This is a genomic window from Mesorhizobium sp. M0317 (assembly GCF_040321555.1).
Taxonomy (GTDB): Bacteria; Pseudomonadota; Alphaproteobacteria; order Rhizobiales; family Rhizobiaceae; genus Mesorhizobium.
In genome coordinates, this window is the sequence record NZ_JAMYRV010000063.1 from 12350 (window position 1) to 29725 (window position 17376).

Consider the following 17376-nt stretch of genomic DNA (forward strand, 5'->3'; position numbering starts at 1 on the left):
CTCGCTCCTCTCGGGCGAGAGCACGCGTCCCTCAGTCGTCGGCGCCCAAGGCAATTTGCAGACGATTCAGCTGGAATAGCGTCGGCAGCAGAGCCTGTCCGCCTTGGTACAAAACCGACAATTACGTGCTCACTTACGTCTTCTTAAGCAGGCGAGCTTCCCGCAATATCGAGGAACGATCGAAGCCGACCAACGAAATTATCTCGGTGATCTGCTGCTCCGTGGCCCCGGCTTCCAGCGCAAGCGCGCTGACGATCTCGGGTTTAAGGCCGGGGCGACGTTCTTCTGTCATCGCGTTTGCTCTCGCTTCAGGGCAAGAGTGCGATGGTCGCTCCCAAGCGTCAGCGCCCATTACTGTTCAGCTGACGACCTGGCCCTTGTACACTTTCGGACGGACAGTAGCGAGTCAAATACTAAGTAGGGCATTATTTCCATCCTCACGGAAATCCTGCAGCGAAGCATGCCGGGAGGTCTTCCTTGCCGCCAGGATGCCCCCTCAAGCTGGCTTAAAAAGCGAGAACTGCTCCGGAATCCGCATGGCGGCAACAAAACTGCGTGTTTCGCGTTGTGGGTGATCGGAACGGAGCTGAATCATCATGCCAGACGACAAGAGTAAAACAGATAATCGGGATCGCAGCCGGGTGTCTGGTGACGAAGAGTATGAGGTCGGCTATCTCGCCAGCAAATTCGGTCTCAGCATCCCCGATGTGCGCCAGCTCATCGTGAAGCATGGCAATGACCGCGATACGCTGGAGCGTGAGGCTAAGGCTCTTGGAAACAGGTAGCAGAACGAACATGCCAGGATATCAGATCGAAGAATGAAGAGGACTGTGTCTCATCTCACGCCACGAACGCGGATGATCCGCTATCGGACGTTGAGAAGTCACAGTGTCGCCTAGAAGCGGCGCCCTTCAACCTCATGTTCAGCGGCTTCCAGGTTTGCAAGGTCGGTGCCTTCGGTTTCCAAATGGGTGGCGTCCGGGTATGGGTAGGGGTTCCGTTTCGATTAAATTCCCGAGTTGCCGCAACTGCGGCCAAGACAAACTGGTCCCGGTTTTTACCTCAGCTGCGCCGTGGCCCTTCCCTCGATGATCTCTCGTTTTGGGAGAAAGCGAACCTACCGCAATGGCATCGTTCATCGAATAGCGGACCGCTTATAACGCGGCTAAGCGACACCTGCCTTGCGATAGTGGCCGACCGCAATCCACCAGGATTGCCGCACCAACTTGAAGTCTGAGCACGTGGCCAAGCTATCTGCGGTGGCGCGCTTACCGGCGATGAGATAGAAATCAGGCAAACGCCCCTACCCGCGAAATAGGATTTCAGTCCAATATGTCGCTCGTTAAGACGTCAAGGATCGCGAAACGCACTGGGCCAGACAAGGGTTTGCATCCCGAAAAAGCAGATTTGCCGGCCAGATCACGCCAAAGCATCAAATCAGACCTACCTCACGGACAAATAGCCGAACGGTTTGCCGCCGCCACTGAGGAACTGGCCAGCGGCATCACCGAGGCATCGGCCGCCGCTGAAGAATTACGGCGATCGATGGAACAGATCGCCGCGGGTGCGGAGGAAGCATCAGGCGCGGCTGAAGAACAACTGCGCACAATCAGCGACTCCACGCAAACGCTGGCCGTGGGACGACGCTTAGCCGAGGATTCGCAAAGGCGATCGGAATCGGTGCAGGGCTTGCTTGCCGATGTGACGAATCAGGTGATGAATGCGGTCAGTGCGATTGGACAAAATGCCGCTCGCCAGGAAAGCTCGGCACAATTGATTGCCGTTATCGAAAAACGCGCTGAAGAAGTCGGAGCTATAGGCCGCACGGTCAGCCGCATCTCGGACCAGACGAATCTGTTTGCCCTAAACGCCGCCATCGAAGCCGCTCGCGCCGGCGATCATGGCCGCGGATTTGCCGTAGTCGCTGAAGAAGTAAGGTCGCTGGCGCAGATATCCGACACCAGCGCACGTGAAGTTCAGGCGCTGTCCACCAGCATCCAAAAAGATGTCAGCGCGGTTGCAGCCGGAGTCGCTGCAGCCGCTCACGCTGCGGCATCCGAAGCAAAGGCCTCAAACGTCGTGCTGCGAAACCTTCGCGCCATGCGGGAAACCGCGGGCGAGATCGCGCTCGGCAGCCGCGCCATCTCGCTGGCTTCGGTTGAAGCCGAAAAAGCTGCGACCGAGGCGCAAAAAGGTGCCGAGCAAGTTGCCAGTGCCGCGGAGCAGCAGTCGGCTGCAGCTGCGGAATCGCAGGCAGCGATCCAACAGCAGACGCAGGCGCTTGTTGAAGGCCAAACGGCAGCGCACGCGCTGGCACGCTTGGCTAATCTATTGCGCGGCGGAGACGCGGGAAAAGCCGCCGAGCAGGCGTCCTCGGCAGCCGAACAGCTGTCGGCGAATATTCAGGAGCTCTCGGGGGCCGCCGGTCAGATTCTGGCTGCGGTCGAGCAGATCAACCGTGGCGCCCAGCAGCAGGCGGCGGCCACCCACGAAAGTTCGGCCTCACTGAGCCAGATCGAGCAAAGTGCTGCCCTTGCAAAAGAAAATGCAGTTGCAGCCGAGGAGCGTGTTGCAGCGATGGAACAGTCGCTGAGGGAAACTTACGCGGCGGTCGAAAACCTTATTAACGGATTGACGGGTTCCCTCCAGGACACGACAGCGAGCGTATCTGCGTTGCTTAGTTTGGAGGTAACTGGCCGCAAGATCGAGAAGATCGTCGATGCGATCACATTAGTCGCGGTTCAGACCAGCATGCTTGCCGTCAGTGGAGCGGTCGAAGCAGCCAGGGCGGGCGACTATGGCAGCGGCTTCTCCTTGGTGTCCAAAGACATTCGCGGGCTGGCGCGCGAAGCATCGCAATCCTTGGATAAAGTGAAGGATACGGTTCGCGGAATTATCGAGCAGATATCTTCGCTGCGTGGCGATCTCGAGCGGATCTGCGGCCTGTCGGAAGTCGAGATTCAGAATAGTCGCGCCACCTTAGCGGTATTTGAGAAGACCAAAGAAGAGCTGACGCAGCTCGTCGAGGCGAGCAAAGCGATCAATTCTGGCGCTACCGACATACTCGCTGCGGCGAGCCAGGCTTCAGCTGGCGCGAAGCAGATTGCAACAGCCGCAGAGGAAGCCGGCGCAGCGTCTAGAGAGGCATCGACCGCTTCCCAAGAGCAAGCGCGAGGAGCTGAGGACCTGGCTGCGGCGATTGAGGAGATTGCCTCCCTCGCTGAAGAGCTCAAGTCACAAAATGTCTGAGCAAGGCGCGCCAGCGGCGCTATCCAAACGCTTCCTGGCGGTTCGCTGCTCCGAGCATACTTACGCGGTTCCGGTCGATCGGGTAGCCGAGATCGTCAGGGTACCCGAAATGGCAAAGGTGCCGCAAGCCCCAGCGGCTTTGTGCGGGTTAGCGAACTTGCGTGGGTCAATTGTGCCAATTGCGGACTTGAGCCGGTTGCTGCGACTTGCTTCTGAACCTCTGTCGGATTCGGCGCGAGCCGTGGTCATCGACGCACCCGCGCCGTATGCGCTGCTTGTCAACACGGTCGAAGGGATCGTCAACGTACAGGCAAGCCGCATCGAGCAGCGTCATTCACTCAAGGGCGCCGCGGTGAGCAGCGGCGATGACAGTGTCTTCTCAAATGATGGCGAGGCGGTGCGGATTCTCAACGTTGATACCCTGCTCGAAGGGGCGTTTACCCCCCAAGCCCGGGACCGTGTAACCGGCCGCAGCCGTACGTTGGTTCCTGATATGAGCGCCATAGGCGCTGTAGGTCGAGAAATGCTCGCAACGTTCGTAGTGGATGGGCAGGATTACGCATTTCCATTTGCCGTGGTGCAGGAGGTCTTCAATATCCCCCGAGGCCTGACTTCTCTGCCGGGCGCGGATGCGCAGGTCCCTGGTTTGATATCTTTCCGTGACGGACTGCTGCCAATTTTGTCCCTAAGAGCACTGTTTGGCCTCGCTAACGAGCTTCAGGGAAATGAGAAGGTCATCGTCGCGTATGTCCGCGGCACCGCGGTCGGCGTCGTTGTCGACGCTGTCAAGCAGAGCATCGCCATCGATCCTCTGAGGCTGGAACCCGTGCCGCCGATTATGGCAGCCAGAATTGGCGGCGAGGCCAAGGTCAAGGCAATCTATCGGAGCGAGGCGGATAGCCGGCTGCTTTCGGTCTTGCACCCGGATTTGTTGCTCAGCGAGGAAACCATGCGTGGTCTGGGTCATGTGCAAGCTCCGGCGCGAGACGGCTCCGCATCGACAGAAGGTTCAAAGCGCGACGAGATCAAGCTGCTCGCCTTCCAACTTGGCGCCGGCGAATTCGCCTTGCCCATTGAGGCCGTCGAGGAAGTTGCACTGGTGCCGGAGAGTGTGACGCGGGTTCCAAAGACACCCAAATTTCTTGAAGGGGTCATCAATCTGCGCGGCGAGGTGCTGCCTGTCATCGATCAGCGGAAGCGCTTCGACATGCCTCCGCTTGAGAATGGTGGCCGGACGCGTCTGATTGTGGTCAAATCCGGTTCCCACCGCGCCGGCATCATCGTCGACAGCGTCTCGGAAGTCTTGGGCGTCGATGCATCAGCGCTCGCTCGGGCGCCGGATCTGGCGGGAGAAACTACGCGCCTGATCCAGTCGATCGTCAGCCTGGATGAAGGCGTTCGCATCCTCATGCTGCTTGATCCAACCGAACTGCTCACGCGTGCCGAGCGCACCTTTTTGGACTCTTTTCAAACCAAGCTGCAGACTTGATCAAGGTTCTGATCATCGACGACTCTGCCCTCGTTCGAAAGCTGCTTGCCGGAATGCTGTCGGACGCATCCGAATTCCAAGTTGAAACCGCTCGAAATGGCGCCGAAGGACTGGAGCGCCTGCACGCCTTCCGCCCCAATGTGGTCACGCTCGATGTCCACATGCCGCAGATGAACGGCTTTATGTGCCTTGATCGTATCATGCTGGAAAGGCCGACCCCGGTCGTCATGGTATCGTCGGTGACATCACAGAGCGCCGATGAGACCCTGCAAGCGCTTCGCCTCGGCGCATTCGATTTCGTTGCTAAGCCCTCGGGAACATTGTCCTTACGCGTTGATCAGATGAAAGACGATCTGCTCGACAAGATTCGAACCGCCGCCGTCACCGGCATCAAACCCACGCTGCGATTGCAGGAACGTATACGCCACCGTATAGGGCAGACGCTGCCGACAAGTCCCCATCCCGCCCCAATAGCGTCAAAAGAACCCATTGTAAAAACTGGGGTAAATGGGCTGGTGCTCATCGGCGTTTCGACCGGAGGGCCGCCAGCACTGGAGGCTGTTGTCGGAGCGCTGCCAGCATCGTTCTCCTGGCCAATTTTGGTTGCTCAGCACATGCCAGAATCCTTCACGGGCGCACTGGCCAAACGTTTGAACAGCCTGAGCGCCATCGAGATCGTGGAGGTTACCCGCCCTACGGAAGTCGTGCCTGGTGTCGCTTACATTGCGCGGGGTGGGGCGGACATGATTGTATCGCGCCGAGGAGGCGTCGTCTTTGCCATGAATGTCCCGTCCCAGGTCGACTATCCCTGGCATCCAAGCGCCGACCGGCTTGTTCGAAGTGCCATGGAACAAATACCTCCCAGCGACCTTATCGGTATTCTCATGACCGGAATGGGCAATGACGGCGCCAGTGCTATGAAACTCCTGCACGAGCGAGGCGGAACGACGATCGCCGAAGCGGAAGAAACCGCAGTGGTTTGGGGGATGCCCGGGGAATTGGTCAAGGGCGGTGGTGCAGATTGGATTCTGCCGCTACCCGAGATAGCCCGGCAATTGATGAAGGTTGTGCCTTGCCTCTGATCCGCAAAGAGCTTCCCAACCAAGCCGGGATCCGCGACGCATCGCCCACGGATGCATTTTCTTCGTTGCTGAGTCGGAACAGTGAGGAAAGGCGAGCGGCGGCTCGCGAGTTTATTGTCACCTCTGACAACGCCGCTGTGATCTCCAGCGCGATTCAGAGTGAAGCGGTTGATGGCGTGCTGCAGGCTTTGTTTACAGCCCTTATGCGATCAGCCAATGCGGCAAGCGTCGACGTTGCTCTGCAATACCTACGATCCGACGATGCCCGCTTGCGCACCGGGGCACTAGACGCCTTGCGCGCATTGCAAGATCAGCTCCTGCCGCGGTTGACCGGACTGCTCAGTGACCCGGAGCCCGACGTTCGCATCCTCGCCTGCGAACTCGTTCGCGCGCAGCAGCCTTCAACGGTCATTGATTTGCTGGTTCCCCTCCTGGCTAATGATTGCAATGGCAGCGTTTGCGGTGCCGCGATCGACGTCGTGGCGGAGGTGGCGGCGCTTGACCACGTTGCCTTGTTGCTCCACTGCGCCGCGCGTTTTCCCTCGGATCCCTTTTTGGATTTCGCCGCCAAAACCGCGGCCCTCCGGATCGGGGCGCGGAACGCCCCTCAGTGATCAAGATCACGGACGAAGAGATCCGTCGACTGGGAGACTTCCTCTATCGACGCACCGGCATGGTCTATTCGGTATCCAAGCGCTATTACATAGAGCGCCGGATTGCTGATCGTGCAAACGCAACCGCCTCTCCTTCTTTCGAAAGGTATTTCGCCAAACTTCGTATTGATGCCGAGGGTGAGATCGAGAAGTTCGTCAACGCCTTTACCGTCAATGAGACTTATTTCAACCGGGAAGATCATCAATTTCGGTGTCTCACGAAGGATTTGCTGCGTGAAAGAATCGCAGCCGGCTATGGGAAGGACCAGTTGCGTTTGTGGTCGGTACCTTGCGCGACTGGGGAAGAACCCTATTCGATTGCGATGTGGCTTTTGGACAAGTGGCCGCTGGTCGACGCCTACAGCATCGAGATTTGCGGCTCAGATATCGATACCGAAGCGCTTGCCGCTGCCAAGCGCGGCTTTTATGGCAAGCGCGCACTGATGCGCTTGCCGGCCCAAGTCATCGACCGTTACTTTCACCAAGAAGCCGACGATCGGTGGCGGCTTGTCGACGAGTTGAGAGAGTCGGTGCAATTTTCCAGTGTCAATCTAATAGAATCTAACGAGACCAGGCACCACGGCCAATTCGATGTCATTTTTTGCCGAAACGTCCTCATCTACTTCGACGACGCTTCGCGTCGCATTGCTGCAGACAACCTCTATGAAAGCCTTTTGCCCGGCGGCTACATTTGCCTTGGCCACACGGAGTCGATGAGCCGTATTTCTCCGCTGTTCGAAATCCGTCGGTTCGAAGATGGTATTGTCTATCAGAAACCAGAGGTCGGGCGGTGAGCAAACCTACCCTCCATCGCGTCCTGGTGGTCGATGACGCAGCTCTCGTGCGCCTGTATTATCGAAGCGTGCTGGAGCCAGCGGGCTATGAGGTGTTCGAGGCTTTGAACGGGGTGGAAGCCTTGGAGCAGCTGCTTGGGTTCGAGATCGTCGACCTTCTGATCGTGGACATCAACATGCCGGTCATGGATGGCCTCAGCTTTGTAAGGGTGCTTCGGCAACGCGGCGAACCGTTTGCGTCCACCCCCGTGCTCATCATCAGTACGGAAGCCGGGCTCCATGACCTGCGAGCTGCCCAAATTGCCGGAGCGAACTTCTACGCCGCCAAGCCCGTCGCTGGGCAGGACCTGTTGGAGCTCGTTGCCTTGCTTGCCGGATCAACCCATGACTGAACTTCTTGAGCAGTTCCTGGTGGAGTGCCGCGAGTCTGTGCAGCAGGCTACACTGGATCTTCTGGCGCTCGAAGGTGAATCAGGCGATCACACTAGGCTGGACAGTGCTTTTCGGTCGTTTCACACCCTCAAGGGCGGGGCCGGCATCGTCGATTTTCCAGATATGGCGAGGGGTCTGCACGCGGCTGAGGAACTGCTCGCTTCCGCCCGGACCGGTACGAGGACGTTAAGCACTGCGGATATCGGCAACTGTCTCTGGGCATTGGATCAAGTCACCGGCTGGCTCGATGGCATTGAGGTAAAGGGAATTGTCCCGGAGGATGCAGGGTCGACCGCGGATGAGATGGTCCGCCGCTTGCAAGCGGCACTATGTGAAGAACCTCCGGGGAAGAGCCCGGCCGCTTTATTGGCGACGGGGTGGCTGACATCTCTTTTGAACGCCAACCATGATGTCGCAGCCCGAGCCTCAACCGGGTTGTTGTTCCAGCCCGATCCACAGTGCTTCTTTCGCGGCGAAGATCCCCTTGCGTTGGTTGCCGGCCTGCCTGGCCTGTTAGCTCTTCATGTGGAACAGGTTCATGTCTGGCCTTCGTTGAGGGAAGGTGATCCCTTCGAGTGCAACCTGCTCTTCACAGCGTTGTCCTCTGCCCCGAAGGACGCTTTGCTGCGCCATACCCAAGCGATAAGCTCGGACTCTTCGAGCCTCCTCGAGATCCGCGAGCTTTCTTCTGCCGTCCCCGATCAGCGCGCAGGACTTAGCCGGATGGCGCGGCTGGTGCTCGAAGCGCAGTCCCAACTCCTTTCCCAGGTCGCGACCACAGGTCTGGCCGGCCGCGTAGGCGCCGCGCGGCGCGTGGTGATGAACATCCTGGCTCGCAGCGTCCGGCACAAGGATGCGCTGGAACGCTACGATAGTAGTGTGCCGGACGCGGACGATCCAGAGGGACGACAAGCTCTCGTCCTCCTGATCGACCGGGTTTTGGGAGACGATGCCCAAGTCCTCGAATTCTCCGTGAACCGGGATTCCCGCCTCGCCATCCCGAACTCAAATGCGGCCCGTTCACTGCGGGTGAGCGTCGAACGCATTGATGCCTTAGTGAATTTGGCCGGCGAACTGTCGGTTGCCAAGAATGCCATAACGCATGCCGCAACCCTAGCCCGGAGTGGAACTCCTTCGGCGGATTTGGCGGCCGTGTTGGAGGAACAACAATCCCGACTGGAGAGGTTGGTCGGTGAGTTGCAGCGTTCTGTCTTGAGCATCCGTGTCTTGCCCATGCGACAGGTGTTCCAGAGGTTTCAGCGCTTAGTGCGAGACCTTGCGACCGAAACAGGTAAGTCAGTGGTTCTCGTGACAGAAGGGGAGAACACCGAAGCCGACAAGACCATCGTCGAGGCTCTTGGAGAGCCGATTATGCATGTTGTTCGCAATGCAATCGACCATGGTGTGGAACCGGCGGACGAGCGCATCAGGACGGGGAAGCCACCGCATGCCACGATCTGCCTGCGTGCAGCGAAAGTCGGCGACAGCATTGTCGTTGAGGTGGAAGACGATGGTCGAGGTGTGGATTTCGCGAGAGTTCGAAGGGTTGCCGCAGAACGCGGCCTGACGACCGGGTTCGCCTCGCTTTCCGATGACGATGCGTTGGAATTGCTGTTCAATCCGGGGTTCTCGACAGCCGCAACTGTCAACACGGTCTCCGGCCGTGGTGTTGGGATGGACGCGGTGCGATCGGCGATCGAGGCGCTCGGCGGATCGGTTGGCATTGAGACGAAGCCCGGAAGCGGGACGATCGCAAAATTCACCCTGCCCTACTCCATCCTGATGACGCCCCTCGTCACCGTGGAAGTGGTCAAACAAGCTTTTGGCGTTCCGCTTGAGAAAGTCATCGAAACCCGTCGACTTTCGCGCGGTGATGTCTCGATGGTTGGCGCCGCGCGCGTGTTCGGGCATCGCGGCCATACCATCCCGCTCGTTAGTCTTGCGGCGACGCTTGGCGAAACGCCGTCGGAAACGATCGCCGACGATTTCCAAGTCCTAGTCGTCCTGGTCGGGAACGACATGTGCGGGATAGAGGTCGATGATGTCGGGGAGACAATGGATATACTGATGAGGCCCATCGAGGGGGTGCTCGCGGGTGTAGAAGGCGTTGCAGGCGTCACAATTTTGGGTGATGGCCGCGTCATGCTTGTTCTCGATGTGGAGGCTTTGCTGAAATGACCGTCATTTCCGACCCCAGCGACGGATCGATCCGGCTTGAGGGTGACTGCACTTTAGAAGACAGCGAAACCCTGCTGGCAATGCTGGTTGAGTCAGGCAACACCTTGGTTGACTGGCGGAAGTGCACCAAGATCCATGCTGCCGTTCTGCAAGTCCTGATGGCGGCCCGCGTGAGGGTCATTGGGCCGGCGGGCTCGCCATTTCTCGAAAGCTTTTTTCATCGGGGCTTCACGGCAGTGCATGGCCGCTAGTTCACAATTATTGCCTTTTATGCGATATCCCTAACCCCAGCTGAAATGAAGGTCGTAATGAACGTTTTGATCGTCGACGACAGCAAGCTTGCGAGAATGGCCTTGGTCAAGATTCTCGCCAAGAACTATCCGACATGGGTGCGCAAAGAGGCCGGCAACGCTGATGAGGCGCTTCAACTGGCGAGTGAGTTCGCGGCTGATATCGTGTTGATGGATTACAATATGCCCGGCCGCGATGGGCTTGCCTTGGCGGCGGACTTTCGTGCCCAGGATCCGTCAATGCGATTGGCACTGATTTCCGCTAATCAGCAGCACGAAATCGTCGAAGGTGCAAAGGCGCTGGGCGCTTCCTTCCTGACCAAGCCAGTGAATGGCCCGGACCTGGTTGCGTTTCTCGGCAAACCAGACACTCCCGTTGATCAGGACGATCAATGATAACTCCGGCCGACCTTGTCTTGGAGGAACTGGAGAGGGATGCCCTCACTGAACTGGTGAACATCGCCGTCAGCCGAGCCGCCAAGAATCTCCGCGAGATGGTTGGACGACAGGTGTTCCTGTCGGTCCCAAGAATCAACCTCGTCGGCAGGCAGCAAGCCATCGATATCTTGGACGAACGCGAGATGGACCGTCTGGTTGCCGTTCACCAGGTTTTCGAAGGTGATATCACTGGTCGCGCGCTGCTTATTTTCCCGGAGGAGCGAAGTCTCGAACTTGTGCGTGCTGTAGCCGGTCCGGACCATTCATTGGAAGACATCATCGACCTTGAACAGGAAGCACTCGCAGAGACGGGCAACATCATTCTCAACAGTTGCCTTGCCACCATCGCCAACCTGTTGCGCCGTAGTCTTCGCGTCTCCTTGCCTGAGGTCATTCGAGGCACTGGAACCGACTTCTTCAATCTGGCGCCGCCGCCCCTACCCGGCGAGGTCGTGCTGTTTCTCTACATAAACTTCACCGTCAAGGACAATGACATCACGGGCTACATTGCTATGCTGATGGACATGCCTTCCCTAGCGGTTTTGAAGGGCCTCTTGTGCGAGTTTATTGAGCGGATCGGTGGGACCGATAAATAGTGCCATGTTGAACACTTCTCACGATAATTCGACGCCGATATTAGATGCACTCGATTGCGGTATAATCGTGCTCGGTTATCAAAGGCAAGTGACCGCCTGGAATGCCTGGATCGCCGCAGCCAGCAATATACGGACGACCGAGGCGACCGGAAAATCAATGGAGGAGCTTTTTCCCGGCCGGCCGCTCGGCCCAATCCTCGTCGCGGTAAACGAGGCTTTGGAAGCCGGGGCCTCCAGCCTGCTGACCCCTACACTCCACCCAGCCCTGCTAGGGTTGCGGACGCGAGCGGGCCAGCCGCTGATCCATAGCATTTCCATCCGACCAATCGGGGCGATAGGTGCGTATGAATGCCTTATTCAGATTTCGGATGTGACGGGGGCGATGCGGCGGGAAGCGGTGCTGCGCCAACGGCAGAATGCCCGTTATGATGCGGTCATGGAAAGCGCCGCGGAAGCCATTCTTACCCTGGATGACACCGGGGCAATCCAGGGAGCCAATTCGGCGGCCGAGGTGCTCTTCGAAATCGACAAGGCATCGCTTGCCGGTCAGCCGAGCGCCCGTCTGTTCGTGGAAGGCGACCGGTGGTCGCAATTGCACGACGCCAGTCGCTCAGGGCAGCAAATAGTTCATCGAGAAGTTTCCGTGAAGCGGCGCAACGGGTCGACGCGCCATCTCGAAGCTTCGATTAGCCGTTGGTCAGGTGGCGCCAAGCAATTCACCACCGCCTTTTTGCGCGATGTAACAGATCGCCTGTCCTCACAACTGAAGCTGAAGACCCTGAATGAGACATTGGAGCAACGGGTAGCTGACGCAACCGGTGAGCGCGATATGATCTGGCGCGTCAGCCAGGATCTTTTCGTCGTAACGGATTTCGGCCTCAAGTGCCAAAGTGTGAATCCGGCCTGGACCGAGCATCTCGGCTTGGACGAAAGCGAGGTCGAGGGTAAGGCTTTCGAGGATTTCGTTCATCCTGAAGATGTTGCGGCTGTGACACGGCTCTCACTATCGGATAGCCGGGTTGTGGTTCGCGACCTCGACTTACGCATGCGTGCCAATGATGGCAGGTTCATCTGGTACAGTTGGCAATTTATGCCGCGAAACAACCAATATTACGCCGCCGGGCGCGACATCAACGTCCGCAGGAATTTGGAGGATCAGCTGCGCCAAAGCCAGAAAATGGAGGCGGTGGGGCAACTCACGGGCGGTATCGCGCACGACTTCAACAACATGCTGGGAGTTGTCATCTCAGGACTCAACTTGATCCAGCGGCGCGTCGACCGCGGCGAGTCTGGCGTGCACCAACTGATCGCAGCCGCGACCGAGGGTGCCCACAAAGCTGCCATGCTGACGCAAAGGCTACTGGCTTTTTCCCGGCAGCAGCCGCTTTCCCCTGAATCCCTCGACGTCGGCCGGATGGTGCAGGATATGTCGGAGCTTTTGCGCCGGACGCTGGGCGAGCACGTAACACTTAATACGGTCGTGCAATCCGATGACGGTGCAGTGCTCGCTGATCCCAGTCAACTCGAAAATGTCCTCGTCAATCTGGCGGTCAACGCTCGCGATGCCATGCCGCAGGGCGGAACCCTGACCATCGAAACCTCTGCACTCCTGGTCGACCAGTCGGTTGCTGCAGATCATGGCATTTCCCCCGGCCCCTACGTCCTTATTGCGGTGAGGGACACGGGCTCGGGTATGAGCGCGGAGGTTCTGGAAAGAGCCTTCGAGCCGTTTTTTACCACCAAAGGTGTCGGCAAGGGAACCGGCCTTGGGCTGAGTCAGGTGTTTGGCTTCGTCAAGCAGTCCGGTGGCTATGTCAACATCGATTCAAAACTGGGGGTGGGGACTACCATCAGCATCTGGTTGCCAAGGCACAATGGTCCCGCCGATGGAGCACGGCGGGCGAACAGCCAAGACGTTGCCAATGGCAAGCCAGAGGAATTGATCCTCGTCGTCGAGGACGAGGCGAGTGTAAGACAACTGACAATGCAAATGCTCGAGGATCTCGACTATTCGGTGATTTCTGCTGAGAATGGGGTGGAAGGCCTGCGCATTCTTGAGGATCGAGGAGACGTTTCCTTGCTGCTGACGGATGTTGTCATGCCCGGAATGAACGGTCGGGAATTTGCGGATGCTGCCGTTGAATTGCGGCCTGACTTGAGGGTGCTCTTTACGTCCGGTTACGCACGTGATGCCATAGTTCGCAATGGGATCATCGATCCAAACGTTCAACTCCTGCAGAAACCCGCTACCCTCCAAGCTCTCGCCCAGAAAGTCAGATTGGTTCTGGATAACTAGCCATTCGGTAACCGGCCGTTCCGGTTTTCAGGCAAGGGGTAGCGCGCTCGAGATGTCTTATTTGCCGAGCAGCCGAAGATACTGCCTTAGAGTCGGTGGGGCGCCGCAAATCAGGCCCTCGCCGTCGCGAAAGGTCCCTTCACCGCGGCCTGACATTGAGCACCTCTCCTTCGAGCTCGGGATCAAACAGCTAGCTACCAGCCGCAGCTATTCTGAGGCTGGGAGTTGGTCCACTCCTTGTTGATTGAGGAGAGTTGCCAGCCCGGTAATGATCTGCGGCATAACAAACGGCTTGGTGATCATCAGGCTGTTGGGTACGCCAAGCGACGGCCAGTCGTCCGCGCCATCGCCACTCATGTATATCACTGGCATGGTAGGATTGGCGGCTCGGAGGTGCCGGGCCACATCCCACCCGGTAGGGCCGTCTCCAAGTCTGATATCTGTCAGCAGAGCCGCAACTCGCTCAGGCTCACGATCAAAAGTCGCAATGGCTTCAAGGCCCTTTAAGACGGCGATCACCTCGAACCCGGCCTCGCGGAGGGAGTTCTCGATGTCTAAGAGGATCATGCTCTCATCCTCTACGATCAGGACGGAACCCGACGGCATTGAAAGCCCTGCCCCGTGAGTAATTGCTCAGTAATTCAACGGCCGCAGGCCTCGAATGTTCCTCGCATAATAACATATGTTATTCTGGGGATAGCAGGCTGTGATCCGGAGTCTGCGGCTTCGAACGCAATGGCCCCTCACAAAAACAGCCACTTAGGTGGGAACTTATATCAAATGTTATAGTTAGGAAGGGGTCTGCGAGCGGTTGGGAAGGATCCTAGGCAGCATGATGTCTGAGCCCGAGCGTCGCTTTGTCCAAAGGCTTATCGAAGAAACCGACACCACGGAGCCGCAAGCCTGGAGTTAATAGGGCTGCTAGGAGCAAGTTGGTCCGCCCTCGTGCGGGAAGCCAAAGGCATCAAGCACAATCTAACGTCGCCAGCCCTACCGCCATCGAGAACGTTAGCGCCTTACCCGAACGGGGTCTTGATGGCACAGGCTCCTACTTCAAACAACGGTGTGCCTGAGTGTCAATGGCGCGATTTGACCTAGGCCCTGGTAGCGGCTATGGTCTGCTCAAGGCCGACGTTGGGCGCGAACCCGCGTCCGCCACGTGAGCGGCAGCTTTCCGCCTAACGTCGGCCCTAGAAGTCGGCCGTGGCCGGCCAGCACAAAACCAGGTCTCGCGGCCGCGACCGCGTCGGATGGGCCTTCATATTCAGCGCCGCCGCCTACAATCTCGTGCGACTGCCAAGAAGCGGATCTGACACTCAAAGGCTTGGCGGATGGCGAGATCGCCTTCAAGGCGCCCGTTACCGGAGGGGTGCCCAGCGCGGCCCGGCCGCCCACTGAGCCATGCATGTCGATGAAGAAGGCCGCCCGTTGCAAGGAAACGGTGCCGTCGAAGCGCGAATATCGCTCCCTTCCTCGGCTGGTGTGATCGATCGACCTGACCCAACGACCTCCTGCAGAAGGAACCGAAGCGGCGCGGCATCGTTGATCCTTAAGTTCAGTCGCAGACGGGGCTTCAAGTCTGGTTGATGATCTTGATGCTTTCGAGGGACCGGTTTTATGGCTGGCATCAGCGCCATCGAGCAGGCGAACCCAGGCTCGCCATCGCAGAGTGTGGCCGCCTCACCTGTGGAGACAGAACTGGCGCTTGGAGACTTGGCCCACGCAAACACTGGCGGTCGCCTTTGGGTCATCGCCGCTTCGGTTCCGCTCCTGTTCATGATCAGCGGGCTTGTCATTCGGTATGCTGCATTCCATTCAGTCTCGGCAGTACCAGGCTTCGAAGCTTATGCGCGTGGGCTCTGCAGGTGGGACTGCGCGTGGTATGTGGACATTTCCGAACACGGCTACGAGCGTTTTCCTATTCCAGGCCAAAGCAACGTCGGACGCTGGGGCTTCTTTCCATTGTATCCCATGCTCGTGACGACCCTTCGGTTTGCTTTCCCTTTTTCCACGATTCTGATCGCGACGATCACCTCGATGGCATGCAGCTACGCCGCCTGCCTTGTGGCATGGCCACTTCTGGAGAAGAACGTGCGCGCTTACATACTGTATTGCGCTTTTCTGCTTAGCGGCCCGTTCTCCTTCCACTTCACCACGTTCCTTACCGAACCGCTTTTCGTGCTCCTGACGTCGTGCGTCTTTTTGGCACTCAAGCGCTCCAACTACCTGGCGGCTGGCGTTACATGCGCTTTGTTGTCGGCAACGAGGCTGGTCGGGGTCCTTGCTGTGTTTGCAATGGTCATCCAAATGTTCGAGCAGCACCGCCAGCAGGGCGGGTCGGCGGTATCTTTCCCGCGATGGGTGCTTGGTCGTCCGGATATGCTCGTAGCTATCTTCATCTCGCCCGCCGGCTTGTTTGCTTACATGCTCTTTTTGTATCTCACTGTCGGGGATGGGTTTGCGTTCTTGCACGTCCAGCGCGCGTTTGGGCGGGTTGCTGGCGATCCGCTCCTTTTTCTATGGGACGGTCTCGCTGCTGTTCCGACAAAAGGCTGGCTGCCCACGGCGCCGCAATGGAGCGCGCTCGCAGCGATGATAGGGCTGACCCTATCGGTCGTTCTGGCGTCCCGGAGGCGATATGGCGCTGCGCTCTTCTGTGCGAGCAGCATCATCCTGCCGTTGATCACCAACCTGGCTTCCATGGTTAGATACGTCATTGGGCTCGCGCCGCTGCTGATGTTGATTGCCGAGCTGCTGTCGGTATCGAAACTGACCTATCTGGTGATTTTGGCTCTTTTCCTGAGCGCATCTTATTTCATGACTTTGGCGTGGATTGGAGGCTATCTTGCCCTGGTCTGACAGCCTGTCACTCTATGGCCGTGCTGGCTCGACTCGCGGCTACGCGCTGGCGTTGGTTCTGGCCGTGTCCGAGATCATCATCCTCGCACTCGCCCTCAATCCAGATGTCAACGCCGATTATCGGGCCTATTACATCGATCGCACGACGACGTGCCTCAATCGCGATGCGGTTGGCAGCTACACTCCTGGCCAGACGGTATCGTTTCGATCCGACGGCGCCAAACAAGCAGCCGGCATGATGGTCTGCGGTTGGTCAGGCCCGGTAGCCGACGGAACGCATTCGCTGGGCGAGACCTCTCGGTTGAGACTGGAAATACCTTCGCTTAGCGACGAGCTTACGGCAACGCTACAAATGTCCGCCGTTATTCGTCCACCACAGACCACCCAAAGGGTAATCATCTCGGTGAACGGAGTTCGCGTACACGAGGTAACACTGTCGAGCAAAGACCCGACGACGATCTCGTTCGCGATCCCGCACACAGCTTTTGCTAGCGCAAAGGTACTCGAAGTGACTTTCGATTATCGCGACGGGATTCCGCCAAGCCCAGCCGCCAGCAAGATCTATAAACGCGCCATTAAATTGGTATCGTTTCGGCTCGACGCCGGCTAGAGAGCACTTCATCGTTTTGTGCAAACGGTGAAGTGCTCTAACTCTTTATTTAACGCAATTCCGGACGGAAACACCGCTTCACAACTTTCTGGAGTTGCCCTATTTCAGCAGCACAACAGTTCCGTGATCATCTCATGTGCCTGCACCTCCCGGATGGAGGACAGCCGTCGCGTGCCTCCTCGCCGCTGGCCGGCAGCCAATCGCGATAGGGTAGAGCGCGCCGCGGGCTCGAGATCATTAGTCGCCGGGATGGCGGCACTGCGCAGCGTCCGCCGGGGTCACGTTTTCTTTTGCGCGTCGTTCGCCTCGAACGGCTGATCGGTACGGACGCAGGGCTCCCTTCGGAACGGAAGATTAATGAAATTAGGGCTTGTCTGCGGCGACAAACCATTCGGTGATCACCACCCTGC

The 17376-nt window shown here is 58.2% G+C and carries 16 protein-coding genes; 14 read left to right on the top strand and 2 right to left on the bottom strand.

Annotated elements, in window-relative coordinates; all coding sequences use genetic code 11:
• Window positions 1-133 precede the first annotated feature (133 nt).
• Window positions 134-292 (bottom strand): hypothetical protein, encoded by a 159-nt coding sequence (locus NKI88_RS29655; protein ID WP_023807132.1) that lies wholly within the window; start codon window positions 290-292, stop codon window positions 134-136.
• Between the two features lie 304 nt (window positions 293-596).
• On the opposite strand from NKI88_RS29655, the gene NKI88_RS29660 reads away from it, so the two are divergent.
• The 12 genes from NKI88_RS29660 to NKI88_RS29715 all read left to right on the top strand — a co-directional run bounded on the left by NKI88_RS29660 (window position 597) and on the right by NKI88_RS29715 (window position 13497).
• Entirely contained in the window at window positions 597-785 is a 189-nt protein-coding gene (locus tag NKI88_RS29660) for a DUF3606 domain-containing protein (protein WP_023807131.1), read from the top strand.
• Between the two features lie 547 nt (window positions 786-1332).
• The gene (locus NKI88_RS29665) at window positions 1333-3249 is read left to right on the top strand and encodes a methyl-accepting chemotaxis protein (RefSeq protein WP_023822831.1); all 1917 of its coding nucleotides are present in this window, start codon (window positions 1333-1335) and stop codon (window positions 3247-3249) included.
• Window positions 3242-4738: a chemotaxis protein CheW gene (locus NKI88_RS29670; protein WP_084013111.1), complete on the top strand. Its 1497-nt coding sequence runs from the start codon at window positions 3242-3244 to the stop codon at window positions 4736-4738. The genes NKI88_RS29665 and NKI88_RS29670 overlap by 8 nt, the downstream gene beginning before the upstream one ends.
• The gene (gene cheB / locus NKI88_RS29675) at window positions 4735-5820 is read left to right on the top strand and encodes a chemotaxis-specific protein-glutamate methyltransferase CheB (RefSeq protein WP_023807128.1); all 1086 of its coding nucleotides are present in this window, start codon (window positions 4735-4737) and stop codon (window positions 5818-5820) included. The genes NKI88_RS29670 and cheB overlap by 4 nt, the downstream gene beginning before the upstream one ends.
• The gene (locus NKI88_RS29680; protein WP_023807127.1) at window positions 5811-6434 is read left to right on the top strand and encodes a HEAT repeat domain-containing protein; all 624 of its coding nucleotides are present in this window, start codon (window positions 5811-5813) and stop codon (window positions 6432-6434) included. The genes cheB and NKI88_RS29680 overlap by 10 nt, the downstream gene beginning before the upstream one ends.
• Window positions 6431-7267: a CheR family methyltransferase gene (locus NKI88_RS29685; protein WP_352658972.1), complete on the top strand. Its 837-nt coding sequence runs from the start codon at window positions 6431-6433 to the stop codon at window positions 7265-7267. The genes NKI88_RS29680 and NKI88_RS29685 overlap by 4 nt, the downstream gene beginning before the upstream one ends.
• A complete protein-coding gene (locus NKI88_RS29690; protein WP_023807125.1) occupies window positions 7264-7659 on the top strand; it encodes a response regulator in 396 nt (131 codons plus the stop codon). The genes NKI88_RS29685 and NKI88_RS29690 overlap by 4 nt, the downstream gene beginning before the upstream one ends.
• Window positions 7652-9877: a chemotaxis protein CheA gene (locus NKI88_RS29695; RefSeq protein WP_023807124.1), complete on the top strand. Its 2226-nt coding sequence runs from the start codon at window positions 7652-7654 to the stop codon at window positions 9875-9877. The genes NKI88_RS29690 and NKI88_RS29695 overlap by 8 nt, the downstream gene beginning before the upstream one ends.
• Window positions 9874-10128: a hypothetical protein gene (locus NKI88_RS29700; protein ID WP_023807123.1), complete on the top strand. Its 255-nt coding sequence runs from the start codon at window positions 9874-9876 to the stop codon at window positions 10126-10128. Before NKI88_RS29695 ends, NKI88_RS29700 begins: the two co-directional genes overlap by 4 nt.
• Window positions 10129-10185: 57 nt before the next feature.
• The gene (locus tag NKI88_RS29705) at window positions 10186-10563 is read left to right on the top strand and encodes a response regulator transcription factor (protein ID WP_050588969.1); all 378 of its coding nucleotides are present in this window, start codon (window positions 10186-10188) and stop codon (window positions 10561-10563) included.
• Complete coding sequence (locus NKI88_RS29710; RefSeq protein WP_023807121.1) at window positions 10560-11201, top strand: chemotaxis protein CheX; 642 nt, start codon at window positions 10560-10562, stop codon at window positions 11199-11201. The genes NKI88_RS29705 and NKI88_RS29710 overlap by 4 nt, the downstream gene beginning before the upstream one ends.
• 88 nt (window positions 11202-11289) lie before the next feature.
• Window positions 11290-13497 carry a hybrid sensor histidine kinase/response regulator gene (locus NKI88_RS29715; RefSeq protein ID WP_352658974.1) on the top strand — a complete coding sequence of 736 codons (2208 nt, stop codon included), beginning with the start codon at window positions 11290-11292 and terminating at the stop codon, window positions 13495-13497.
• Window positions 13498-13704: 207 nt separating this feature from the next.
• On the opposite strand, the gene NKI88_RS29720 is transcribed toward NKI88_RS29715, so the two are convergent.
• Window positions 13705-14103 (bottom strand): response regulator, encoded by a 399-nt coding sequence (locus NKI88_RS29720; protein WP_023806847.1) that lies wholly within the window; start codon window positions 14101-14103, stop codon window positions 13705-13707.
• Window positions 14104-15114: 1011 nt separating this feature from the next.
• Between NKI88_RS29720 and NKI88_RS29725 the strand changes: the two genes are divergently transcribed.
• Together NKI88_RS29725 and NKI88_RS29730 are read left to right on the top strand one after the other, a co-directional pair.
• The gene (locus tag NKI88_RS29725; RefSeq protein ID WP_023806848.1) at window positions 15115-16356 is read left to right on the top strand and encodes a putative hexosyltransferase; all 1242 of its coding nucleotides are present in this window, start codon (window positions 15115-15117) and stop codon (window positions 16354-16356) included.
• Window positions 16343-16966, top strand: coding sequence for a hypothetical protein (locus NKI88_RS29730; protein ID WP_031198886.1), 624 nt, complete (start codon window positions 16343-16345; stop codon window positions 16964-16966). The genes NKI88_RS29725 and NKI88_RS29730 overlap by 14 nt, the downstream gene beginning before the upstream one ends.
• Window positions 16967-17376 lie beyond the last annotated feature (410 nt).